This window comes from Faecalibacterium sp. AF28-13AC, from assembly GCF_003478405.1.
Taxonomy (GTDB): domain Bacteria; phylum Bacillota; class Clostridia; order Oscillospirales; family Ruminococcaceae; genus Faecalibacterium; species Faecalibacterium prausnitzii_E.
In genome coordinates this window covers 140,480-164,917 of sequence record NZ_QUFG01000001.1, presented here as the reverse complement: position 1 = coordinate 164,917, position 24,438 = coordinate 140,480, and the positions used below count along the sequence as shown (strand labels likewise).

Genomic DNA, 24,438 nt, shown 5'->3' with positions numbered 1-24,438 from the left:
GCCACTGGCGAGACGGTTTTGGGCGTACTGGATGAGCAAAGTTTCTTGAAACCCTAAAATGGAGTGCTCCGTTGTTTCGTTCGACCGCATCTACCCAAACGCTCTTTGTCAGAGCGCAGTACAGATGTTGTTGGCCCTGACAGCGGAGCGCTTCCGTTTACGATATGAAATACGTTCAGCGTCCAGCAGGGGCTGCCCGGCATGCCAATGGCTCGCCCTTCGGGAGAACTGGCAAACCCGCAGGGTTTGACTGAGAGGGGAAGGCCGTTTATAATAAAAGCATCCCCAACTGAAAGGCGGTGCTCCCATGCGTTTTCTTCACCTCTCCGACCTGCACCTCGGCAAGCGGGTCTGCGAGTTCTCCATGCTGGACGACCAGCGGTATATTCTGGAGGAGATCTTGTCGCTCCTCGACACCCGCCCCGTGGATGCTGTTCTGCTGGCGGGCGACCTCTACGACAAACCCGTGCCCCCCGCCGAAGCCGTCCGTCTGCTGGACTGGTTCCTCACCGAACTGGCCGACCGGAAGCTGCCGGTCTTCGCCATCAGCGGAAACCACGACTCCGCCGAGCGGGTCGCGTTCGGTGCCCATCTGCTGGCGGGGAGCCAGGTCTACGTCAGCCCGGTGTTCGAAGGAGTCCCGGCCCCCATCCCCCTCACCGACGCATATGGCCCGGTGGACATTTACTTACTACCCTTCCTGAAACCCGCCACGGTGCGCCACATCTACCCGGACGAGCCCATCGAGAGCTACAGCGACGCCCTGGGCTGTGTGCTGCGCCGCTGCGCCCCCGACCCGGCCCGCCGCAGCGTACTGGTGGCCCACCAGTTCGTGGCCGGTGCCACCGCCTGCGAGAGCGAGGAGCCATCGGTGGGCGGGCTGGACTGTGTGGATGCTGCCCTCTTTGACGGCTTCGACTATGTGGCCCTCGGCCACCTGCACAGCCCCCAGAAGGTGGGCCGCGACACCCTGCGCTACTGCGGCACCCCGCTGAAGTATTCCTTCTCGGAGGCACACCAGCACAAGAGCGCAACGTTTGTGGAGCTGGGGCCGAAGGGAGAGGTCACGCTTTCCACCGCGCCGCTGACCCCGAAGCACGACCTGCGGGAGCTGCGCGGCAGCTACATGGAGCTGACCGACCGCCGCAGCTACGCAGGCACGGCCACCGACGACTATCTGCACATCACCCTGACCGACGAGCAGGATGTGCCCGATGCGCTGGCCCGGCTGCGGGTCATCTATCCGAATCTGATGCGGCTGGACTACGACAACCTCCGCACCCGCACCCAGGCCGACCTCGACGCCCCGGCCCAGACCGAGCAGAAAACACCGCTGGAACACTTCGCGGCCTTTTATGCGCTGCAAAACAATCAGCCCCTGAGCGCCGAGCAGGCTGCGTTCTGCCAGCAGCTCATTGAAACGCTCTGGAAGGAGGAGGACGCATGAGACCCCTGAAGCTGACCCTCTCGGCCTTCGGGCCATACGCCAGCGCCGTCACGCTGGAGCTGGAGCGCCTGGGCAAAGGCGGCCTGTATCTCGTCACCGGCGACACCGGCGCGGGCAAGACCACCCTTTTCGATGCCATCACCTATGCCCTGTACGACCATTCCAGCGGCGGTGTGCGGGACGGTGCCATGCTGCGCAGCAAGTACGCCGACCCCGGCACCCCCACCTTTGTCGAGCTGGAATTCGAGGTGCGCGGCCAGCGGTACACCGTCCGCCGCAACCCGGACTACCTCCGCCCCAAGGCGCGGGGCGAGGGCACGACCACCGAAAAGGCGGACGCCGTCCTCACCTACCCGGACGGACGCCCGCCCGTGACCCGCTCGAAGGATGTCACCGCCACCGTCACCGCTCTCATCGGGCTGGACTACGACCAGTTCTGCCAGATTGCTATGATCGCGCAGGGGCAGTTCACCCGCCTGCTCAACGCCACGACCGAGGAGCGGAGCAAGATCTTCCGCAAACTGTTCCGCACCCAGCGCTACCAGAAATTGCAGGACGCGCTGCAAGAGGAGAACGCCCGCCTCACGGCCCAGCGCACGGCCCAGAACGTCCAGCTGGACGCGGTGCTCTCCGGCATCCGCTATCCGGAGACCGACCCCGACGCCGAAGCGCTGGGCGAGCTTTCGGCGCAGCGCCCCGCCGAGGAAGTCACCGCCCTTCTGGACGGGCTCCTTACCCGGCAGGAAGCGGAACTCTCCGCTGCTGCCGCCGCCCACACCGCCGCGCAGGCGCAGCTGGACGCTTTGCAGCAGACGCTGGGCCGGGCCGAGCAGGCCGAAGCCCTCCGCCGCCAGCGGGTCGAAAAGCAGGCCGAGCTTGCCGCCCTGCTCCCCCGCCGGGACGCGGCCCGCGCCGATGCGGCCCGCCATGCAGGCGATGCTGCCGCACTGGACGCTTTGACCGCCCAGCTGGAGCGGGCCAGAGCGGGCCTTGACGCCTGCGACGCGCTGGACAAGCTCTGCCGCGCACAGACCGCCGCCCGCAGCGAGGCCGACCTGGAACAGGCCAAAGCCCGCAAGGCGCGGGCCCAGCTGACCGCACTGGATGCAGAACTTGCCGCACTGGACGCCGAAGCTTCCGCCCTCGGCGACCCGGAGACCCGAAATGTGGCCCTGACTGCTCAGGCCGAGCAGCTCACCCGCCGGGAGACCGCCCTCACCGCGCTGGCCCAGAGCCTGACCGAAGACCAGCGCCGCACCCACGCAGCCAGACAGGCACAGGACGCCTACCGCACCGCAGCCGCCGCGCAGGACGCTGCCCACGCGGAGCGGGACGCCTGCGAGCGGGCGTTTCTGGACGCACAGGCCGGGCTTCTGGCGCAGGGCCTTGCCGAAGGCACCCCCTGCCCCGTCTGCGGCAGTGTCCACCACCCGGCCAAGGCAGCGCTGCCTCACACTGCCCCCACCCAGGCGCAGGTGACCGCCGCCAAGCAGGCGGCAGAAGCAGCAGACCGCGAAGCGCAGGACCGCGCGGCCGCCGCCCGCGAAGCCCTCGCCGCCCAGCGGGAGGGCAAAGCCACCCTCCGCCGGGACGCCGAAAGCCTTCTGCCCGAACGCTTCACCTCGCCGGAGGGGCCGGTCGCTCTGACCGTGGCCCTGTTGAAAACGGCTCTTGCCGAGGAGACTGCCGCGCTCCAGACCGCACAGGCCGAGAACCGCGCAGCCCGGCAAAAGGCCGCCGCCGACTGTGCCCGCCGCACCCGGCTGGATACCACCCGCAAGACCAAAACGGCCCAGCGCACCGCGCTGGAAGCAGCAGCGGCCTCTGCCGAACAGACTGCCGCTGCCCGCGAAGCCACGGCTGTGGCGCTGGAACAGCAGATCACCGAAGCCCGGCAGAGCGCACCGGCCAGCCGCGCCGAGGCCCAGCAGACGGTCGCCGACCTGACGGCCCAGCGCACTGCCCTGCGCACCGACATGGAGCAGGCCGAAGCCGCCCGCCGCGCTGCGGAAAACGCCGTCGCTGCCGCCGAAGCCGCCGTGCAGGCCCTGCAAGACCAGCAGGCCCCGGAGACCGGGGCCGCAGATCTCGACGCTTTGCGCACCCGGCTCGCCGCGCTGCAAACGGCCCGCCAGCAGGCCGCCGAACAGGAAAAAGCCCTGACGGCCCAGCTCGTGCCCAACCGCCGCGCCGCCGCCGACTACCGCCGCCTGGCCGCGGCCCGGCAGGTGCTGGAGACCCGCTGGCAGTGGGTCAACGCGCTGGCCTCCACAGCGGGCGGCACCCTGAGCAGCAAACAGAAGATCAAGCTGGAAGCCTACATCCAGATGCACTATCTCGACCGCATCCTCGTCCACGCCAACACCCGCCTGATGCAGATGACCGCCGGGCAGTACGAGCTGGAGCGGGTCGGGGCCGAGAACCAGCGCAGCCAGTCCGGCCTGGACCTCGGCGTCATCGACCACTACAACGGCACCCGCCGCAGCGTGAAGACCCTTTCCGGCGGCGAGAGCTTCAAGGCCTCGCTGGCGCTGGCGCTGGGCCTTTCGGACGAAGTCCAGAGCACGGCCGGCGGCATCCGGCTGGACACCCTCTTCCTCGACGAGGGCTTCGGTTCCCTCGACGAGGAAAGTCTGGAACAGGCCATCCGGGTCCTCTCCGGCCTGACCGAAGGCGACCGGCTCGTGGGCATCATCTCCCATGTCGCCGCCCTCAAAGACCGCATCGACCATCAGGTCCTCGTCAAAAAGGCCCGCAGCGGGGGGAGCACGGTGGAACTGATCGTGTAAACATGTCCGTTTCTCCACCCTCTGTTCCGGCCCTGCCGACAAAAAAATCTCCGCGCAGCTGCGCGGAGATTTTTTTGTCTTCTTATTGTTCTTCCTGTTCTTCGCTCGTGTAGAGCATCATCAGGTGGTTGGCCGAAGCTTCCAGCCGCTCTTTGGCCTGCCGGAGGTTTGCCTCCTCGGTCTCGTTCATCTTTTCGGGTTTGTCCTTCCGCAGGCAGCGGCGGAGGTTGGCCACATCGGCCTTGATGCGGTTCTTTTCGTCCTTGTCCAGCTCCTTTTTGCACTTGGACAAGGCCTCATCCACCTTGTAGGCCAGCACTTCGGCCTGATTATGAAGTTCCAGCCGCTCTTTCCGGCGGCTGTCCTCGGCCTCATACGCGGCGGCATCCGCCATGGCGCGCTGGATCTCGTGTTCCGACAGGTTCGTGCTGCCGGTGATGGTGATGTTCTGCTCCCGCCCGGTGCCGAGGTCTTTGGCGGAGACCTTCACGACGCCATTGACGTCGATGTCAAAGGTCACTTCGATCTGCGGTTTGGACGAGAAGCTGGCACGGATGCCGTTCAGCTTGAACTTGCCCAGGCTCTTGTTGTCCCGCGCAAAGTGGCGCTCCCCCTGCAGGACGTTGATCTCCACGCTGGTCTGCATCGGGCGCGCCGTCGTGAAGATCTGGCTCTTCCGGGTGGGGATCATGCTGTTGCGGGTAATGAGCGGGGTCGCCACACCGCCCAGCGTCTCAATGGACAAGGTCAGCGGGGTGACATCCATCAGCACAAGGCCCTGTGCGGCAGCACCGGAAGCACCGGCCAGCTTGCCGCCGCCCTGCAGCAGAGCGCCCTGGACCGCTGCGCCCATGGCGACACATTCGTCCGGGTTCAGGCTGTGGCTGGGCTCGCAGCCCAGCAGCTCTTTGACCTGACGTTCTACGGCCGGCATCCGGGTGCTGCCGCCCACCAGAAGCACCTTGCCCAGCTGGCTGGCGGCGATGCCCGCATCCCGCAGGGCATTCTGCACCGGCTGCACGGTGCGGGCCAGCAGGTCGCCGGTCATCATCTCGAACTGCGGGCGGGTGAGCGTCAGGTCCAGATGGTGGGGGCCGTCTTTGCCCACCGCAATGAAGGGCAGGTTCAGCTGGGCGCTCAGCGCGCTGGACAGCTCCTTCTTGGCCTTTTCGGCCTCCTCTTTCAGGCGGCCCATGGCGGCGGGGTCGCGGCTCAGGTCGATGCGGTCGGATTTCTTGAACTCCGCCACCGCATACTCCACGATCCGCTCATCGAAATCATCGCCGCCCAGATGGGTGTCGCCGCCGGTGGCCAGCACCGTGAAGGTGCCGTCCTCGATCTCGATGATGGAGACATCGAACGTGCCGCCGCCCAGGTCATAGACCAAAATCTTCTGCGGCGCTTCGTTGTCCAGGCCGTAGGCCACCGCAGCAGCCGTAGGCTCGTTGATGATGCGCAGAACGTTCAGCCCCGCGATGCGGCCTGCGTCCTGTGTGGCCTTGCGCTGGCTGTCGTCAAAGTAGGCGGGCACCGTGATGACGGCCTCGGTCACCGGCTCGCCGAGGTAGCTCTCAGCGTCGCGGCGGATCTTCGTCAGGATCATGGCGCTGATCTCCTGCGGGGTCAGGTCTTTGCCGTCGATGTGGACCCGGTGGTCGGAACCCATGTAGCGCTTGATGCTGGAGATGGTGCGGCCGGAGTTGGTCGCGATCTGGCGCTTGGCCGCACCGCCCACCAGACGCTCACCGTCTCTGGTAAAGGCGACCACGCTGGGGGTGGTGCGTTCGCCCTCGGCATTGGCGATGACCACGGGCTTGCCGCCCTCGACCACTGCCACACAGGAGTTGGTCGTTCCAAGGTCGATTCCGATCACGTTGCTCATAGTGCTTGTCCTCTTTTCTTGCGGCACAGATTTTTTTCCAGAATCATCTTACCGATTTCCTATGACGATTTCATAGAACAAATGTAAAGAATTTGTGTTCCTGCCGATTTCATCGGTTCTCCAGCCCTTCGTTCATCAGCTCCGCCACGGTCTTCCGGGTCTCGTCCAGCCAGATCTCCGCGTCCGGTGCCCCCTCTTCCAGCTGGATGCAGAAGCCCTGCTCGGCCTCCGCCAGCTCCATCAGCGCCTTTTTGCGGGAGACATACCGCGTTTCGCACTGGGCGATGCGGAGCCGGATCTGCGGCGTATAGGAGACATCCGGCATCCCGCGGGCGGCACTCTGGGCGCGGCGGTAGTATTGCAGCGCGGCGGCGGCTTCCTGCCCGGAGGCCGCTGCGTCATCGCCAAGGGCGATCATGGCCTGCACTTCCCCGGCCTTGGCGGCTTTTTTCCACATCCGCCGGGCCTGTACCTTGCTGCGCCGGGCACCCCGGCCCTGATACAGGCAGTCGCCCAACAGCGCCAGCGCTTCGGCGCTGCCCGCCTCGGCGGCTTTTTCATAGTGCTGCACCGCCTCGGCCCAGCTGCCCTGCCGCGCGGCATCGTAGCCCGCATCCAGTTCTTCCAGACCGGGGCCTTCGCTGCCCCGCTCCGACTTGAGCAGCCCGTTCAGGATGGAGCCATCCAGCGTAGCGGAATTGGTCCACGGGTCGATGACCACACCGTCGATACCGTCGGTGTTCAGGGCATATTCCATGGCCTCTCGCATCCCGCGCTCGGCCATGGGCCGGGTGGCCGTGGCGCGCTCGGCTTCCGCCGTCTTCACCGAAGTGAACAGGGGCAGGTAGCTGCGTTCCTTCCGGGTGTGGAGCAGCCAGGGGTCCAGCCCCTCTGCCTTTTCCGCCGGGATGGGCATGGAAGCCCACGGGGCCGGGCCGCTCTGCGGGTCAGCTGCGGCATCCAGCGGCACCAGCACCCGCGTTTTCAGCTCCAGTGCATAGTTCAGGGCGTTCATCAGGTTCCAGAAATGCGTCTCGTTCTGCTCCCGGTAGAGCCGCTCCACGGCCTGCTCCACCACCGGGCAGCCCGTGCCCGCCGGGCTGTATTGGGGGGCGGCTTTTTTCTTCCGGCTGCCCACCGGGCGGAACCGCCGTGCGCTTTTCTCGTATGCCATTTGCATCACCCTTCTTTTTCCATCCGTCATAATAATTTATTATAGCAGGATTTCCCAAGTTTCACAATGGGGAAGACGCACCGCATTTTTCCGCAAAACAATAGCATTCCGATTCCGGTTGTATTATAATATGCGATGGGAAAGTTTCCCCCGATTTACATTTCAGAAATTTACATTTCAGAAAAGGAGTCTTTCGCCTTGAACAAAATGCTTACCCACCTGAACGGCTACAAGCGCGAGGCCGTCCTCGCGCCGCTGTTCAAGATGCTGGAAGCCACGTTCGACCTGTTTGTCCCTCTGGTCATGGCAGACATCGTCAACGTCGGCATTGCGGCGCACGACCTGCATTATATCCTTGCGCGGTGCGGCATCCTGCTGCTGCTCGCCGTCATCGGCCTGACCTGCAGCCTGACGGCCCAGTATTTCTCCGCCAAGGCCGCTGTGGGCTACTCCACCTCGCTGCGCCATGCGCTGTTTGAGCACATCCAGAAGCTCGGCTTCACCGAGATGGATACGCTGGGCACCAGCACCCTCATCACCCGCATGACCAGTGACATCAATCAGGTGCAGAGCGGCCTGAACCTCTTCCTCCGCCTGTTCCTGCGCAGCCCGTTCGTGGTGGTCGGTGCCATGGTCATGGCCTTCACGGTCAATGCGCGGGCCGCATGGATCTTCGTGGTGGCCATCCCGCTGCTGTCCATCGTAGTCTTCGGCATCATGGTCCTGACCAACCCGCTGTATAAGACCGCCCAGACCCGTCTGGACCGGGTGCTGGGCCTGACCCGCGAGAACCTGACCGGCGTTCGCGTCGTCCGCGCCTTTGACAAGGAGAAGAGCGAGATCGACCGCTTCGAGTCTGCCAACGACCTGCTGACCAAAATGCAGTTGCACGTCGGCCATCTCTCTTCCCTGATGAGCCCGCTGACCTACGTGATCATCAACCTGGCCATCGTGGCGCTGCTGTATGTAGGCAGCATCGAGATCAACATCGGCGGCATGGCAGCCGGTGATGTCATCGCGCTGGTCAACTACATGAACCAGATCCTGGTCGAGCTGGTCAAGCTGGCCAACCTCATCGTGCAGATCAGCAAGGCGCTGGCCTGCGCCAGCCGTGTGCAGGCCGTGCTGGACACGGAACCGGGGATGGCGTTCCCCGCTGCCCTTCCGGATGCCGTGGAGGCAAGCAAGGCCGACGACGCCGTCCGGTTCGACCATGTCAGCCTGACCTACGCCGGTGCCGGTGCCCCCAGCCTGTCGGACATCAGCTTCACAGCCAAACGCGGCCAGACCATCGGCGTCATCGGCGGCACGGGCAGCGGCAAATCCAGCCTCATCAACCTCATCCCCCGCTTCTACGATGCCACCGAGGGTTCGGTTGAGATCCTGGGCCGTCCGGTGCAGGCATACCCGCGGGACGTTCTGCGCGGCAGCGTCAGCGTCGTCATGCAGAAAGCGCAGCTCTTCGGCGGCACCATCCGCTCGAACCTGCTCTGGGGCAACAAGAACGCCTCGGATGCCGACCTGTGGGCCGCACTGGAAACGGCACAGGCTGCGGAATTCGTCAAGGCGAAGCCCCTTGGGCTGGACGAGCCGGTAGAGCAGGGCGGCCGGAACCTCTCCGGCGGCCAGAAGCAGCGCCTGACCATTGCCCGCGCACTGGTGAGCAAGCCCGACATCCTCATTCTGGATGACAGTGCCAGCGCTCTGGACTACGCCACCGACGCCGCCCTGCGCAAGGCACTGGCGGCTCTGCCCGGCAGCCTGACCGTCTTCATCGTCAGCCAGCGCGCCGCCAGCCTGCAGCACGCCGACCAGATCCTCGTTCTGGACGACGGCAAACTCGTCGGCCTCGGCAAACACGCCGACCTGCTGGCCTCCTGCCCGGTCTATGAGGAGATCTATGCCAGCCAGTTCAAGAAAGGGGATGCGCAGAAATGAGTGCAAAAGCAAAGAGCAGCCTGACCCCGGAACAGCGCAAGGCAACGCTCCGCCGGGTGCTGAAAAAGATCCGCCCCTACTACTTTTTCGTGGGGTGCAGCCTCATCGTGGCCGCCGTGAGCGTGGCCGCCCAGCTGTATATCCCCATCCTCTGCGGCAGCGCCATCGACCTGATGCTCGGCAAGGGCCGTGTGGACTTTGCCGGTGTGATGCAGATCATCCTGCAGATCGTGGCCGTAGCCATCCTCGCAGCCTTTGCGCAGTGGCTGCTGAGCGTCTGCAACAACCGCATCACCTTCTCCGTCAGCCGCGACCTGCGCAATGCCGCCCTGCGGAAGATCCAGACCCTCCCCCTCTCCTACCTCGACAGCCACCCCTCCGGCGACATCGTCAGCCGGATGATCGCCGATGTGGACACCTTCGCCGACGGCCTGCTGATGGGCTTCACCCAGCTGTTCTCCGGCCTGCTGACCATCTTCGGCACCCTGCTGTTCATGCTGTGGGAGAATGTCCCCATCACGCTGGTGGTCGTCTGCATCACCCCGCTGAGCCTGGTGGTAGCCAGCTTCCTGGCCAAGCGCAGCTACAAGTATTTTCAGGGGCAGAGCACCGTGCGCGGTGAGCAGACCGCTCTGGTCAACGAGATGATCGAAGGCCAGAAGGTCGTGCAGGCCTTCGGCCACGAGGCCGAGAGCCTTGCCTCCTTTGACGAGGTGAACACGCAGCTGCAGGATGTCAGCCTGAAGGCCATCTTCTTCTCCAGCATGACCAACCCCGCCACCCGCTTCGTCAACAACATCGTCTATGCAGGCGTCGGTCTGGTGGGTGCGATCTATGCTGTGGCGGGCGGCATCACCATCGGTCAGCTGAGCATCTTCCTCAACTACGCCAACCAGTACACCAAGCCCTTCAACGAGATCTCCGGCGTCGTCACCGAGCTGCAGAACGCACTGGCCTGCGCGGCCCGCGTCTTTGAGCTGCTGGACGCCGACGACCAGGTGCCCGAAGCCGAACACGCCAGGGTGCTGCAGCCGGACGGCCATGTGGAGCTGAAGGACGTCTCCTTCCGCTACCTGCCGGACCGCCCCCTCATCGAGGGCCTGAACCTGGACGTCAAGCCCGGCCAGCGCATTGCCATCGTCGGCCCCACCGGCTGCGGCAAGACCACCCTCATCAACCTGCTCATGCGGTTCTATGATGTCAACAGCGGCTCCATCACCGTCTCCGGCGACGACATCCGGAACGTGACCCGCGCTTCCCTGCGCGGCAGCTACGGCATGGTGCTGCAGGACACCTGGCTGCGCGCCGGCACCGTCCGCGAGAACATCGCCTACGGCAAGCCCGACGCCACCGACGAAGAGATCGTTGCCGCGGCCAAGGCAGCCCACGCCGACAGCTTCATCCGCCGCCTGCCGGACGGTTACGATACCGTCATCGCGGAGGACGGCGGCAACATCAGCCAGGGCCAGAAGCAGCTGCTCTGCATCGCCCGCGTCATGCTCTGCCTGCCGCCCATGCTGATTCTGGACGAGGCCACCTCCTCCATCGACACCCGCACCGAGGTGCGCATCCAGGCCGCGTTCGCCCGGATGATGCAGGGCCGCACGAGTTTCATCGTGGCCCACCGCCTGTCCACCATCCGCGAAGCCGACGTCATCCTTGTGATGAAGGACGGCCACATCGTGGAGCAGGGCAATCACGACGAACTGCTGGCCCAGGGCGGCTTCTACGCCAAGCTCTACAACAGCCAGTTCGAGGGCGTGGAGACCTGACCGGCACAAACAAAAAATGGGATGCTTGAAACAAGCATCCCATTTTTGTTTGCCAGAATCCTGCCGCCCGTCGTTTCAGACCGTCTCGACCACCACTGGCTCCTCCGGCGGCGGGGTCAGCGTGGAGTGCGCCCGCACAAAGGCAGCTGCGCGCTGGCTGGCAATGCCCTGCCGCAGCTTTCGCTTGTCGTTGGACGGGAAGGTCCGCTCCCCGTTCCAGCCCTCCAGCGCAGCCTGCACCTCGGCCTCTGTGGGCCAGAGATGTTCCGTTTCGGCGACCAGCAGAAGCCCCAGACGCCCCCGCAGTTTCTGTTCCGCCTGAGCGTGAAGCTCCGCCCGGAACTGTTCCACCGTCTGGCCCTGCACCTTCAGGTATTGGTCAAAGTTGATGTTGTTCGCCTGCATCCGCAGGTTGAACTCCCGCTGCTCGGCAAAGTAGTTGCCCGCCACCAATTGCTTCGGCAGCGCGCCCTTCACCTCGCCGCCGAGCTGGTAGACCAGCTCCCGCTCAGCCAGCGTCTCGGCCTGGGCGCAGCGGGTCTTGTAGATCTCCCGTGCCACACGGTCCCGCAGGGCTTTTTTGCCCGCCTCGTCGGCGGCGCGGTCCTCGTCGCCGTGGTGGCGGTTGATCTCCAGTTCAAGGGTCAGTTTCCGGATAGGCCGGGGCCGGATGGGCTGCACAAAGCCGGTGTACCGCCCCAGTTCCAGCGGCGGCAGGCAGAAAAACTCCGCCCCCGCCCGGAACCCTTCAGCCCGGTTGACGGCCAGCAGCTCAAAGTCCGGGTCCGTCACCGGGACGAGCCGGTGCTCCTCCATCAGCTGCGCAAACAGCGGCGAAAAACCTTCCAGAATGGCGCGGTTCACCGCTGCCGTCAGCAGGTCTTCTTCCTCTTTGGGCGCATCCGGTGCCGCCTGCTCGGCCTGCACCGCTGCTTCCAGCTCCTCGGCACTGGCCGAAAAGACCACCCGGCAGTCGCCCGGTTCCGGCATCCCAAAATGTTCCAGTTTCATGGCATTTCCTCCTCACCGCACAAATCCGGCCATCAGCAGCACCAGCACCACCGCCAGAGCAAAGTACAGCACTTCGGCCCCCAGCACGGCGCGGTCGCCTTCCACATACATCTTCTCCGGATCTTCCGGGTCATAATATAAGGTAACGGTCTCCCCGGCCGCAAAGCCCTTGCCCTTGGCCGCTTTCGGGTAATGGAGGCGGTGGCTGCCGCCTGCCGTCTCAAATTCCAGCACATAGGCCTGACCGTCCCGGCCCTGCGCGGTGCCCGCAACGCGGGCGGTGACCTTTTCGCCTTTTGTCTGCAAACGCCGCCGCGCAAGCACACTGCGCACCCCCATGCCGAGCATGAGCGCCGCCCCGATGATAAAGATCAGAAAGTTGAACATGTGTGGTTCCCTCATTCCATCGTATTTTGCCGCAGGGCCCCAGGCCCCGGACAGCTCAGGTCTTATTGTATCATATTTCACCGAAAATTTCGCCCCATCGTCCTCATTCCGGTGCCAAAATTTCATCCGGAATTTTTGTCAGAAAAATTCGAAAAAAGCGCTTGACATTTCCCGTTTCCATGGTATAATTACTATCGTTCCGAGCGACACGGCTCACGAACGAAAACAAAATATGCGGATATGGCGGAATTGGCAGACGCGTTAGATTCAGGTTCTAATCGGGGCAACTCGGTGGAGGTTCAAGTCCTCTTATCCGCACTCTCAAACGACAGCTTTCAAAAAAGGCTGTCGTTTTTCTTTTGCGTCCGTCCTTTTGGAAACACTCTTCTATGCGGATAAGAGGACTTGAACAACACGGCCCTGCCGCAGGCGGGGCAACAAAAGCCCCAGTGGGGCTTTTGTTCGTGCGCGGTTCCTGGACCCGTAGGAATGTCTACCGGGAAGACTGCCGTTAAAATAGAAAATCCGAACCTTTTCTCGATAGGAGAGGGGTTCGGATTTTTTGTTTTCTTCGGAAAGCAGAATGCCGCGGTTGCGCAGCAATGAAAGCCCCAGTGCACTGGATGTGACCATGATGCAGAGGTCAAAACTGGACTACCTTATCTACAATGACCCGCTGGGCTATGCGGATTTGATTTTGAATGGTGACCCGGAGGAATATTTGAAGAATGTGGCCGGGAGCCATGGACTAGAAATCCGAATGAATGCTGGACATTACCGCTTTTTTGAGCTGGTGATGTCCGGCATTTTTTAGTGTTGGCCGATCAATTTTAATGGAATCTTTATACTTCTACAATTTTCTTTACGGCTCCTTTATCTATTCCATGCTAATCTTTATGCACACGGATAGGTAAAGGAGCTTTTATGATTCAACATCCTCGTTACAGGCAGCACCGTTTTTCTTCTTTTCAGGTCATTATTGCAGGGTTTGCGGCAGTTGATCTGGTGGGCGCATTGCTTCTGATGCTCCCGATCGCTGCACAGCAGCGGTGCATCACACCGTTCCATGAGGCACTGTTTACCTCCACTTCTGCCCTTTGCGTGACCGGCCTTGTGGTACAGGATACCGGCAGCTACTGGTCGGTTTTTGGGCAAAGTGTGATCCTTCTTCTGATCCAGATCGGAGGATTGGGTGTCATTACAGTGGGCGCTGCCTTTGCGCTGCTTTCCGGGCGAAAGATCTCCCTCAAGCAGCGCAGCACGATGCAGGAAGCCACCGCTGCCCCACAGATGGGCGGCATCGTGCGGCTGACAGGCTTTATTCTGCGGATCACCGCTCTGTTTGAACTGGCCGGTGCTGCACTGTTGCTGCCGACATTTTGCGCCGATTATGGCTTGCGCGGGATTTGGTATGCACTGTTTCATTCCATTTCGGCGTTCTGCAATGCAGGTTTTGACCTGCTGGGAACAGAGGGTGCAAAATTTGTTTCGCTGACACGGTATGCAGGTGACCCATTGCTTACCACAGTAATCGCGGCCCTGATCGTCTTTGGCGGCCTTGGCTTTCTGACATGGGAGGACATTTGTACATACCGCCTTGACTTTCACCGTTACCGGATGCAGAGCAAGGTGATCCTTGTCACAACGGCGTTTCTTCTGGTGCTGCCGTCGCTGTACTTTTATTGCTTCGAGTTCACGGCAGGCTCTGCCCGGCAGCGCATTTTATTGTCGATGTTCCAATCCGTTACCCCCCGTACTGCCGGCTTTAACACCGCTGATCTTGCTGCGATGGGCAGCGCTTCACAGGCATTGATGGTGGTTCTGATGCTGTTGGGCGGATCGCCCGGCTCTACGGCAGGCGGCATGAAAACCACAACATTTGCCGTTCTGCTGGCCAATATGTGGGCAACCTTCCGCCGCAGAGAAGATGCGGAATTTTTCGGGCGGCGCATAGATGGTTCTGCGGTCAAGAATGCTGCCACGATTGCAGGGATGTATTTGACGCTGTTCTTCCTCGGAGCCTTTGTCATTGCTGCGACAGAGCAGCTGCCGATGTCAGTCTGTTTGTATGAGACTGCTTCGGCTGTGGCAACGGTAGGTCTGACATTGGGCATCACGCCGCAGTTGGGCATCCTTTCGCAGGGGGTGCTGATCGCACTGATGTTTTTGGGACGTGTTGGCGGATTGACGTTGATTTATGCGGCATTTGGCAGCAGCCCTGCCCACTCTCGTCTGCCGCAGGAGAAAATCGCGATCGGATAAAGGAGACAAGTATGAAATCGATTCTTTTGATTGGGCTTGGCCGTTTTGGCCGCCATATTGCGCAGGAACTGAATGAGCTGGGTCATCAGGTCATGGCAATCGACTGCAACGAAGACCGTGTGAATGCCGTGCTTTCCTATGTGACGAATGCACAGATCGGTGACAGCACCAGCGAATACTTTCTGCGCTCCCTTGGTGTCGGCAATTTTGATGTGTGCATCGTAACGATCGGCGGCAATTTTCAGAGTTCGTTGGAAACAACATCGCTGCTCAAAGAATTGGGAGCAAAGCTTGTGGTCTCGCGTGCAGAGCGGGATGTACAAGCCAAGTTTCTGCTACGCAACGGTGCGGATGAAGTGGTCTACCCGGAAAAGCAGCTGGCAAAGTGGGCAGCAATCCGATACAGCTCCGAACACATTCTGGATTATATCGAGCTGCAGGACGACCACGCCATCATGGAAGTGACCATTCCGCCGGAATGGATGGATCGCACGATCGGCGAGATCAATATCCGAAAAAAGTATAACATCAATATTCTTGCGCTGAAAAAAGACGGAAAGCTCGATATGAACATCACGCCGGATACGCAGCTGTGCCGGGATGAAAGCATGCTGGTTTTGGGGAAATACGCATCGATCCAAAAGTGTTTCCGGCTCTGAAAAGATAGGACGGATCATATGGATGTCGTTTTGTTGTTGATGGTTCTTGGCGTCATGTTGAGTGGATTTTGGGCAGCAGATGCGCTGGATCACATACGAAAGGAAATCATTCGACAAGAAGGAAAAAGACGCGGCTGGTGGTCGTGACCATCAAATTGTGCTATACTGTGGGCAAGGCAGGTGATCTTTATGAATCAGAACGACCCACCCACTGAACATATTCTGGCGTGTCTGTCGTCCTCTCCCTCCAATGCAAAGATCGTGCGGACGGCAGCAACGATGGCAAAAGCGTTCGGCGGGACCTTTACAGCTCTGTATGTCCGGACTCCGGATTCGGATCAGATGGGAAAAGAAGACTGTCGGCGCTTGCAGCAGCACATTCGTATGGCAGAGCAGGCAGGTGCCGACATTTCTACGATCTACGGGGATGACATTCCACAGCAGATCGCAGAGTTTGCCCGCATCTCCGGCATTACAAAAATCGTGCTGGGGCGCTCCAGCGTACATCGCCGCCATTTCTGGAGTGGACCGTCACTGACTGAAAAATTGACGATGACTGCGCCTAATCTGGATATTTATATCATCCCGGATGCAGCAGTTGAGCAGGATTACGGCTCTGGCAGAAGGTTGTTTGCCCGTTCCATCGTCCCATCGTTCCGTGATCTGCTGATTACGGCAGGGATTCTAGCCTGCATCACGGTGATTGGCTTTTTGTTCCTGCAACTGGACTTTGCGCGCTACAATATCATTATGTTCTATATGTTGGGCGTTTTGCTCACGGCTCTTACAACATCTGGCTATTCCTGCGGCGTTTTTGGTTCGATCGCCAGCGTTGCGCTCTATAACTTCTTCCTGACGGAGCCAAGACTGACATTCCATGCCTATGATCCGGGGTATCAAATCACCTTTGTGCTGATGCTGACTTCTGCCATCGTCACCTGTACCCTGACAACGCGGCTGAAGGATCATGCAAAAATGTCTGCGCAGGCAGCGTTCCGTACAAAAATACTGTTTGATACAAATCAGCTTTTACAGAGAGCAAAAAGCGAGGAAGAAATCCTCTCTCAGACAGCGTCCCAGTTGATGAAGCTGCTGAACCGGAGTTTGATCGTTTACCCGGAACAAAACGGAGATCTTGGGTCAGAACAGGTTTTTGAGGTTGATGGGGAAGTGCCGTGTAACATCTTTTCTGCACCGGAAGAACGGGATGCAGCAAACTGGACGTTTGCCAACAAAAAGCGTTCCGGCGCAGGCACGGATAGCTACCCGGATGCAAAGGGGCTTTATCTTGCACTTCGGACCGGAGGCGGCGTGTTTGGAGTGATCGGGATCGATCTATCCGAAAAACCGCTGGATGCCTTTGAAAACAGTGTGCTGCTTTCCATTCTGGGCGAAGGTGCGCTGGCCATCGAAAACCGCAGAAACGCGCTGGAAAAAGAGCAAGCTGCATTGCAGGCAAGGAATGAAGAGCTGCGGGCAAATCTGCTGCGCACGATCTCCCATGACCTGCGCACCCCGCTGACCTCCATTTCCGGCAATGCCAGCAATCTGCTTTCCAACGGAGAAACACTGGATACAGAGACCCGGAACAAGATCTGCACCGATATTTTTGACGATGCGCAATGGCTGATCGGTCTGGTGGAAAATCTGCTTTCCATCACCCGCATTGAGGATGGTCGGATGAATCTGCAGATCTCACCGCAGCTGATGGACGAAATGATCGAAGAAGCTCTGCATCATGTCAACCGGAAAAGCTGCGAACACACCATCACAACACAGTATGGGGACGAGATCCTCTTGGTCAATGTGGATGCACGGCTGATCATGCAGGTCGTTGTCAATCTGGTGGATAACGCCATCAAATACACCCCCGTGGGCTCGGTCATTCAGATTTCGGCTTACCGGAAAGACCATCAGGTCGTAGTGGAAGTTGCAGATAACGGTCCCGGCATTCCGGATCGCGCAAAAGCACAGGTGTTCGAGATGTTTTATACCGGGCAGAGCCGCATCGCAGACAGTCACCGCAGCCTTGGACTGGGCTTGCCCCTCTGCCGAGCGATCCTGACGGCTCACGGCGGAACATTGACCCTGCGTGACAACATTCCCAATGGCAGTGTCTTTTCCTTTGCATTGCCGCAAAGCGAGGTGAACATTCATGAATAAGCCGTCCATTCTGGTCGTAGAGGATGATGTTCCTGTACGGTGTCTGATCACAACGACCCTGAAAACCCACGGCTATAAATATCTGACTGCTTCCAATGGGGAAACGGCGATCATGATGACTACCAGCCACAACCCGGACATCATGCTGCTGGATCTTGGGCTGCCCGATATAGACGGCATCGAGGTCATCCGCAGCGTCCGCACATGGTCGAACCTGCCCATCATCGTCCTGAGTGCCCGGAGCGAAGATTCTGATAAGATCGAGGCACTGGACAACGGCGCAGACGATTATCTGACAAAGCCGTTTTCCGTGGATGAGCTGCTGGCAAGACTGCGTGTAACGCAGCGCCGATTGAATCTGCTGGCTTCTGACGGCATAAACAGCCCGGTTTTTGTCAATGGTCCTTTGAAGATCGACTTCTCGGCAGGCTGCGTCTGGTTGAGCGAGAATGAATTGCATTTGACCCCCATCGAGTACAAGCTGCTGTGTGTGCTGGCGCATAATGTGGGCAAAGTGCTGACGCATACCTCCCTCACGCAGAAAGTATGGGGCAGTACGCAGGAAAATGACATTGCTTCCTTGCGAGTTTACATGGCATCCCTGCGCAAAAAATTGGAACGATACCCGGATGCGCCGCATCTGATCCAGACCCATGTTGGTGTCGGATACCGGATGCTGCGCGCAGAAAATGATGAAGCATAGTAAAAAAAGCAGGGTGCGCCCTGCGGACGCACCCTGCCAAAAGTCACAGACAACAGCGATATGTACAACAGGGCGTTCCCCGTCGGGAACGCTCTGTTTTTCTTTGCTGGGGGCATGATGAGCCTGCTCTGCCTGCCATAGGCAAGCTCGCGTTTGCGCAGCAACAAAAGCCCCAGTGGGGCTTTTAAGCGACCGAACGGTCTTGCGCAAGCAAGATGGAGGGGCCTTGCCCCGACAAGCTCGGTGGGATTTGCGATAAAGGGTATCATGGATTGCAGGGCACGTCAAGATGGTTTTGCAAATTTTATTGCAGTAAAGCAGTGATAGGAGGACTTATGTTTAACACACGGCAAGAAACAATTTCCGTTTCGCGCATTGTAATGTTCGCAGAAAAAATTTATAATGCTTTTGAACCTGTAGGACACACAAAACGCAGAAAAGAGAGGGAATCATGAGAAAACTGTTCCTTTTGGAAGATGACTTGAGCCTGGTCAGTGGGCTGACCTTTGCATTCAAGAAGCAGGGCTTTGCACTGGATACCGCCCGGACGCTGGCAGAAGCCGATGCGCTGTGGTCAGACGGAAAATATGACCTGCTGGTGCTGGATGTTTCCCTGCCGGATGGCTCTGGCTTCGATTTCTGCCAGAAGGTGCGGCGCACATCCAACGTGCCGATTCTGTTCCTGACCGCTTCGGATGAGGAAATGAATATCATCATGGGACTGGATCTGGGCGGGGATGATTACCTGACCAAGCCGTTCAAGCTGGGTGTCCTGCTGTCGCGGGTCAATGCACTGCTTCGCCGTGCAAATGCGTCCGACGCAGGAGAACCCGTACTGGAATCGGGCAGCATCACCGTCCGATTGTTGCAGGGGCAGGCATACAAAAACGGAACCTTGCTGGAACTGACCGGCGCAGAGTACAAGCTGCTATGCTTCTTTATGCAGCATCCGAATGCCGTGCTATCCAAGGAACAAATTCTGGATGCACTGTGGGACTGCGATGGAGATTACATTGACAGCAGTGCCTTAACGGTGTACATCCGGCGGCTGCGGATGAAGATCGAGGACGACCCCGGCAAACCGCAGATGCTGCTGACCGTTCGCGGGATGGGCTATAAATGGAATGGGTAAAGGTGCCGTATGAAAGTATTCGCAAACCGGGAGATCCGGAATTTATTCCAAGCCGTGCTGGCGGTCTGGGCAGTGGCATTGGCTCTCACGCAGGGCGTTGCATGGCATACAACGCACGCATTCTCTTTCGGGTCACTGTTTGTTTTTCTGCTTCTGGGCGGCTGTCTCTGGGGCGTGCTTTTTCGCTATTTCCAAAGGCAGAGCGCGCTTCTGGAACAGGCAGTCCAGCAAATCCAAAGCTGTCTGGATGGCAACCCGGATGCACGACTGGACTGCGACCGGGAGGGAGAACTTTACCGTCTGTTTCACTCCGTTAATGCATTGGCGGCAGTTCTGAGCGCACACGCAGACAACGAGCAACGGGAGAAGCGTTTTTTGAAAAATACCATTGCAGATATTTCGCACCAGCTCAAAACACCGCTGGCGGCGTTGAATATCTACAACGGTCTGCTTCAGGACGAAGTTGTTTCGCCATCGGAGGTCAAAGAGTTTGCAGACCTGTCCGAACAGGAGTTGGACCGCATCGAAACGCTGGTGCAGAATCTGCTCAAAATCACCCGGCTGGATGCCGGTTCGGTCGTCTTGGAGAAGAAAAACGAAAATGTTGCTGAAATGGTGCAGGACATCGCGCGGCAGTATCACTATCGTGCAGAGCAGGAACAGAAAAAGCTTGTTCTGTCCGGTTCAGAGGCGGTTACACTTTGGTGCGACCGTGACTGGATGCAGGAAGCTGTGGACAATCTTGTAAAGAATGCCCTTGACCACACAAAGAGCGGAGATACGATTCAGGTAGAGTGGAATGCACTGCCGTCCATGGTTCAGATCAAAGTGCGCGACAACGGCAGCGGCATCCACCCGGAAGATTTGTACCATATCTTCAAACGGTTTTATCGCAGCCGCTTTTCACAGGATACACAGGGCATCGGGCTGGGTCTGCCGCTGGCAAAAGCCGTTGTGGAAGCCCATCACGGCACCATTGAAGTAGGCAGCGAGCTGGGAAAGGGCACGACCTTTACTCTGAATTTTCCGATTCCTACAAAATTGTAGGCTGAGTGTAGGCTTGCAGTAAGGTTGACGTGTTATCCTTTTCTGCACAGACAGAGAAGATCCGTCTGAATCGAAGGAACCTGCAAAGTGAGGGATACGCTATGGAACTATTAGAAGTCAACCATCTCTGCAAGACCTACGGCAGCGGAGAAACCGCTGTCCATGCGCTGAAAGATGTTAGCTTTTCCGTGCCGAAAGGCGAATATGTGGCGGTCGTTGGCGAATCCGGCTCTGGCAAAAGCACCCTGCTCAATCTGATTGGTGGACTGGATACGCCGACTTCCGGCAAGGTGCTGATTGATGGCAAGGATGTTTTTGCCATGAAAGACCGGGAGCTGACGATCTTCCGCCGCCGCAATATCGGTTTTATCTTTCAGGCATTCAACCTCATCCCGGAACTGACCGTAGAACAGAACATCCTGTTCCCGGTGCTGCTGGACTACCAAAAGCCGGACAGGGCATATCTGGAAGAACTGCTGACCGTGCTGAATCTGAAAGACCGTCGGAAGCATCTGCCAAGTCAGCTTTCCGGTGGGCAGCAGCAACGGGTAGCCATTGGCCGCGCCCTGATGACCCGCCCTTCGCTGATTTTGGCGGATGAGCCGACTGGCAATCTGGACACCCAGAACACCAGCGAGGTCATTGCCCTGCTAAAAGAAACATCCCGGAAATACGAGCAGACCATCCTGATGATCACCCACAACCGCAGCATTGCGCAGACGGCAGACCGGGTGCTGCAGGTATCGGACGGCTGCCTGACCGATTTTGGGAGGTGCCGGGAATGAGCAGCACAGAAATGAAAAGCTATCTGAGCCTGATTCCGATTTCTGCCAAGGTACGCAGACGGCAGAACCGCATGACGATTTTGTGCATCGTCCTTGCGGTGTTTCTGGTCACGGCGGTGTTCAGTATGGCAGATATGGCGATTCGGATGGAAACCTCAAACCAGCTGAACAAAAACGGAAACTGGCATATCATGGTAAAGGACATCTCCCCTGAAACAGCCGCAGAGCTTGCCGCACAGGAGGATGTTGCTGCATTTTCGGCGTATAGCGACATCAACGCTTCCCTTACGGAAAACTACTTTGCCGGAGATAAACGTGCCGCACTGGTAGGAGCAGATGATGCAATCCTTCAAATCTTTCCGGGAATGCAGTGCAGCACTGCCCCGGCGGATGGCGAAGTGCTCGTGACAGCAAACATCCGGGATTGGCTGGATGTTACGGTCGGTACAGCGATTCCGCTGACGCTCCCGGATGGACAGACCATTTCGCTTACTGTCGCAGGTTTCAATGAGGATACCTCCGATGCGAACCAGTATGATGCTGTTGTGCTGGTGATGAACCGCAGTACATTTTCTCAGATTGCCGCACAGGCAGAAGAATCCTTTGAAACACAGTATTTCATCCAGTTCAAGCCACGTACCAATTTGCGGCAGTCCATTGTGAACATCGAAAACAAGTACGGAATTTCAGAAGAAAAAATCTCCGAAAACGCTTACCTGATGGCGTTGAACGCAAGCAGCAACAACGATTATATTGTAGGCTTATATACGGTGGCGGCTGTGTTGGCTGGCATGGTCGTCCTTGCCGGAATTTTTATGATCACAGGCAGCATCAACAGCAATGTGGCTCAGCGTACCAGCTATTATGGAATGCTGCGTTGTCTTGGGGCAGGAAAAAATCAGGTTCGGACGCTTGTCCGGCTGGAAGCTCTTTTCTGGTGTAAAACTGCTGTTCCAGCAGGGTGTGTGCTGGGAATCGTTTCCACATGGGGATTGTGTGCCTTTTTGCGTGGATTTGTCGGCGATGAATTCAGCTCTTTGCCGGTGTTCGGAATAAGCCCGGTCGGCATTGTTTGCGGAATGGTATTGGGACTAGTCACGGTTTGGTTCGCGGCATCTTCTCCGGCACGGCGGGCGGCAAAAGCTTCTCCAATCACAGCAGCAACCGGGAATGCGGTGGAAAATGCAGCGGCTTCTCCGTGTCATGCTCGGTTGTTTGGAAGTCGTGCAGAGCTTTCTTTGGGCGTGAGCCATGCAACCTCGTCCAAAAAGAATCTGCTTTTGATGACAGGTTCCTTTGCGTTAAGCATTCTCCTGTTTTTGAGCTTTTCGGTTTTGCTTCGATGGGTTGGATTTGCGCTGAATCCGTTGCAGCCCTACGCGCCGGACTTATCGGTGGGTGAAACATCCGGGCAAAATGTCCTTGACCCGGTGCTGGTGGAGCAGCTGGAAGCTCTGCCGGAAGTCAAACACGCATTCGGGCGGATGTATTGCCCGCTCCCGGCGGAATATCAGGGAAAACAGGGGTCCATCGACCTGATTTCATACGATACGATACAGTTTGGCTGGGCGAAAAAAGACCTGATTGGCGGAACCTTTCCGCAGGAGCCGGAGGATGGCACATACCCTGTGCTGACGGTATTCGACAAAAGCAACTCCCTGACCGTGGGTGATACCATTCAGCTGGAGGATGCAAAGCTCACAGTCGTGGGTGTATTGAACGACAGCCCGTTCAGTAGTACCGATTCCCCGATTGTTATCTGCACTGAAGAAACCTTCCATCAGCTGACCGGGCAAAACCGCTATGCGGTGATCGATATTCAACTAAAAGATACCACAGCAGACGCAGCCATTGCACAAATACACACCCTGCTGAGCGACACGTTAAACAAGCAGGTTGTTTTTTCCAACCGAATCGAAGGAAATCGGATGATACAAAGCACCTACTGGGCGTTCCATCTGGTGGTCTATGCGTTTCTCATCGTGATTGCAGGAATCACCATTCTGAACATCATCAACAGCATTTCCATGAGCGTGTCGGCACGAATGAAGCAGTATGGTATCCTGCGTGCCATCGGGATGGATGATGCACAGCTGAAACGCATGGTCTCTGCCGAAGCTGGCACCTATGCGGTGTCCGGTCTTGTGGTGGGCATTGCGCTGGGTCTTGTGCTGAACCGGATGCTGTATACCCGGCTCATCACCCATTATTTCGGTGCAGCGTGGCAGGTGCCGTGGGGCTGTCTTGCTGTGACCGTCGCCGTCGTGTTGGCGGCGGTGGTGCTGGCAGTATATACCCCGGTCAGGCGGATCCTTATGCAGCCCATTACTGCAACCATCAGTGAATTATAAGCCAGAACAACAGATGCCCACCAGCTTATGGCGAAAACCATAGGTCGGTGGGCATCATTCTGGAATCGGTGCTGGAAGGTTATGCCGAGTATTATTCCGCTGACCTTGCAGAAAAGGTCATTCGTGGCCTGACCGAAAACGCACTGAAGGGAAAGTTCACTGGCGGTGCCATTCCCTTTGGCTACATCATCAACGCAGACCACCGCGGTTCCTAGACCCATAGGAATGTCTACCGGGAGGACTGCCGTTAAAAAGCAAAAGACCAGAGTTGTAAAGCCTTTTGGCTGAATAACTCTGGTCTTTTTGTAGGGACTTGTGCAACAGCCCCTACATATCAGATGCCGGAAGCTCTTTTTTGTGTTCACATCTTGATTTTCTGCGCCGCCCTGGCGATCTCTGCCAGAAGGTCCACGAGGTGTTTCTCGTCCATCCGGCTGCTGTTGTTGGTAAAGGCATAGAAACAGCCCTGCACACAGAACGACAGCAGGATGCCGCGCTTGGGGTCGTTGGCGAAGGTGGGGTCCTGCGCGGTCAGGCGCTCCCGCAGGCCCTTTTCGATGCGGTTGGCAAAGATGCCCTGACGGGAATCAGCGAAGAGGATGTTCACCGCCGTTTTGTTCTGGACAAAGGCCCGGAACAGCTCACGGGTCAGCGCCTCCGTCCGGACCGGGTGCAGCTCCACCGCCGAGACACTGGCCAGAATGTCGGCAATGAGCTTGTCCTCCAACCGGCTGGACAGTGCATAGATATCCTCATAATGGGCATAGAACGTCGATTTGTTCACGCAGGCCAGTGCGCACAGGTCTTTGATCTTGATCTTTTCCAGCGGCATTTTGCTGCGCAGTTCCAGAAACGCTTTTTCGATGGCGCGGTCGGTCTTTTCGATGCGGATGTCCAAAAATAATCCACCTCTTTCGGTATTTTGTCGGATACCCA

Annotated in this window: 18 protein-coding genes, 1 tRNA gene and 2 pseudogenes; 16 read left to right on the top strand and 5 right to left on the bottom strand. The window is 58.7% G+C overall.

Annotated features, from left to right (window positions below; translation table 11 throughout):
- Nucleotides 1–307 precede the first annotated feature (307 nt).
- Complete coding sequence (locus DWY95_RS00810; protein WP_118551569.1) at nt 308–1,447, top strand: exonuclease SbcCD subunit D; 1,140 nt, start codon at nt 308–310, stop codon at nt 1,445–1,447.
- A complete protein-coding gene (locus DWY95_RS00805; protein WP_118551567.1) occupies nt 1,444–4,236 on the top strand; it encodes an SMC family ATPase in 2,793 nt (930 codons plus the stop codon). The genes DWY95_RS00810 and DWY95_RS00805 overlap by 4 nt, the downstream gene beginning before the upstream one ends.
- A gap of 82 nt (nt 4,237–4,318) precedes the next feature.
- On the opposite strand, the gene dnaK is transcribed toward DWY95_RS00805, so the two are convergent.
- Nucleotides 4,319–6,118, bottom strand: coding sequence for a molecular chaperone DnaK (gene dnaK / locus DWY95_RS00800; protein ID WP_118551565.1), 1,800 nt, complete (start codon nt 6,116–6,118; stop codon nt 4,319–4,321).
- A 109-nt stretch (nt 6,119–6,227) separates the two neighbouring features.
- Complete coding sequence (locus DWY95_RS00795; protein WP_118551563.1) at nt 6,228–7,292, bottom strand: SseB family protein; 1,065 nt, start codon at nt 7,290–7,292, stop codon at nt 6,228–6,230.
- 198 nt (nt 7,293–7,490) lie between these two features.
- Between DWY95_RS00795 and DWY95_RS00790 the strand changes: the two genes are divergently transcribed.
- Both DWY95_RS00790 and DWY95_RS00785 read left to right on the top strand, forming a co-directional pair.
- Nucleotides 7,491–9,230, top strand: coding sequence for an ABC transporter ATP-binding protein (locus tag DWY95_RS00790; protein WP_337995339.1), 1,740 nt, complete (start codon nt 7,491–7,493; stop codon nt 9,228–9,230).
- Complete coding sequence (locus DWY95_RS00785) at nt 9,227–11,002, top strand: ABC transporter ATP-binding protein (protein ID WP_118551561.1); 1,776 nt, start codon at nt 9,227–9,229, stop codon at nt 11,000–11,002. The genes DWY95_RS00790 and DWY95_RS00785 overlap by 4 nt, the downstream gene beginning before the upstream one ends.
- Nucleotides 11,003–11,077: 75 nt before the next feature.
- Here the strand turns inward: DWY95_RS00785 and DWY95_RS00780 are convergent, their stop codons facing one another.
- Nucleotides 11,078–12,013 carry an FKBP-type peptidylprolyl isomerase gene (locus tag DWY95_RS00780; RefSeq protein WP_097792753.1) on the bottom strand — a complete coding sequence of 312 codons (936 nt, stop codon included), beginning with the start codon at nt 12,011–12,013 and terminating at the stop codon, nt 11,078–11,080.
- 12 nt (nt 12,014–12,025) lie between these two features.
- Entirely contained in the window at nt 12,026–12,400 is a 375-nt protein-coding gene (locus tag DWY95_RS00775) for a DUF3592 domain-containing protein (RefSeq protein ID WP_097792754.1), read from the bottom strand.
- A gap of 234 nt (nt 12,401–12,634) precedes the next feature.
- Here DWY95_RS00775 and DWY95_RS00770 point away from each other — a divergent pair.
- The 12 genes and pseudogenes from DWY95_RS00770 to DWY95_RS00705 all read left to right on the top strand — a co-directional run.
- Nucleotides 12,635–12,718, top strand: a tRNA-Leu gene (locus DWY95_RS00770).
- 298 nt (nt 12,719–13,016) lie between these two features.
- Nucleotides 13,017–13,214, top strand: a pseudogene (locus DWY95_RS00760) (DUF6061 family protein); the annotation flags it as partial.
- 110 nt (nt 13,215–13,324) lie between these two features.
- Entirely contained in the window at nt 13,325–14,662 is a 1,338-nt protein-coding gene (locus tag DWY95_RS00755) for a potassium transporter TrkG (RefSeq protein ID WP_118551557.1), read from the top strand.
- A gap of 11 nt (nt 14,663–14,673) precedes the next feature.
- Nucleotides 14,674–15,321 (top strand): TrkA family potassium uptake protein, encoded by a 648-nt coding sequence (locus tag DWY95_RS00750; RefSeq protein ID WP_118551555.1) that lies wholly within the window; start codon nt 14,674–14,676, stop codon nt 15,319–15,321.
- Nucleotides 15,322–15,339: 18 nt separating this feature from the next.
- Entirely contained in the window at nt 15,340–15,468 is a 129-nt protein-coding gene (locus DWY95_RS17500) for a hypothetical protein (RefSeq protein WP_263286303.1), read from the top strand.
- A 132-nt stretch (nt 15,469–15,600) separates the two neighbouring features.
- On the top strand, nt 15,601–17,484 hold the full coding sequence (locus tag DWY95_RS00745) for a DUF4118 domain-containing protein (protein ID WP_118551553.1): 1,884 nt from the start codon (nt 15,601–15,603) through the stop codon (nt 17,482–17,484).
- The gene (locus DWY95_RS00740) at nt 17,477–18,187 is read left to right on the top strand and encodes a response regulator transcription factor (protein WP_005926942.1); all 711 of its coding nucleotides are present in this window, start codon (nt 17,477–17,479) and stop codon (nt 18,185–18,187) included. Before DWY95_RS00745 ends, DWY95_RS00740 begins: the two co-directional genes overlap by 8 nt.
- A gap of 451 nt (nt 18,188–18,638) precedes the next feature.
- Nucleotides 18,639–19,319, top strand: a complete 681-nt coding sequence (locus DWY95_RS00725) for a response regulator transcription factor (RefSeq protein WP_118551551.1) — start codon at nt 18,639–18,641, stop codon at nt 19,317–19,319.
- A 9-nt stretch (nt 19,320–19,328) separates the two neighbouring features.
- Complete coding sequence (locus tag DWY95_RS00720; RefSeq protein ID WP_118551549.1) at nt 19,329–20,366, top strand: HAMP domain-containing sensor histidine kinase; 1,038 nt, start codon at nt 19,329–19,331, stop codon at nt 20,364–20,366.
- A 101-nt stretch (nt 20,367–20,467) separates the two neighbouring features.
- Nucleotides 20,468–21,151, top strand: a complete 684-nt coding sequence (locus tag DWY95_RS00715) for an ABC transporter ATP-binding protein (RefSeq protein WP_005942816.1) — start codon at nt 20,468–20,470, stop codon at nt 21,149–21,151.
- 11 nt (nt 21,152–21,162) lie between these two features.
- On the top strand, nt 21,163–23,502 hold the full coding sequence (locus DWY95_RS00710) for an ABC transporter permease (protein ID WP_243082494.1): 2,340 nt from the start codon (nt 21,163–21,165) through the stop codon (nt 23,500–23,502).
- A gap of 50 nt (nt 23,503–23,552) precedes the next feature.
- Nucleotides 23,553–23,702 (top strand): annotated as a pseudogene (locus tag DWY95_RS00705) (recombinase family protein); the annotation flags it as partial.
- Nucleotides 23,703–23,863: 161 nt separating this feature from the next.
- On the opposite strand, the gene DWY95_RS00700 reads toward DWY95_RS00705, so the two are convergent.
- Nucleotides 23,864–24,400, bottom strand: a complete 537-nt coding sequence (locus DWY95_RS00700; protein WP_118551545.1) for a TetR/AcrR family transcriptional regulator — start codon at nt 24,398–24,400, stop codon at nt 23,864–23,866.
- Nucleotides 24,401–24,438 lie beyond the last annotated feature (38 nt).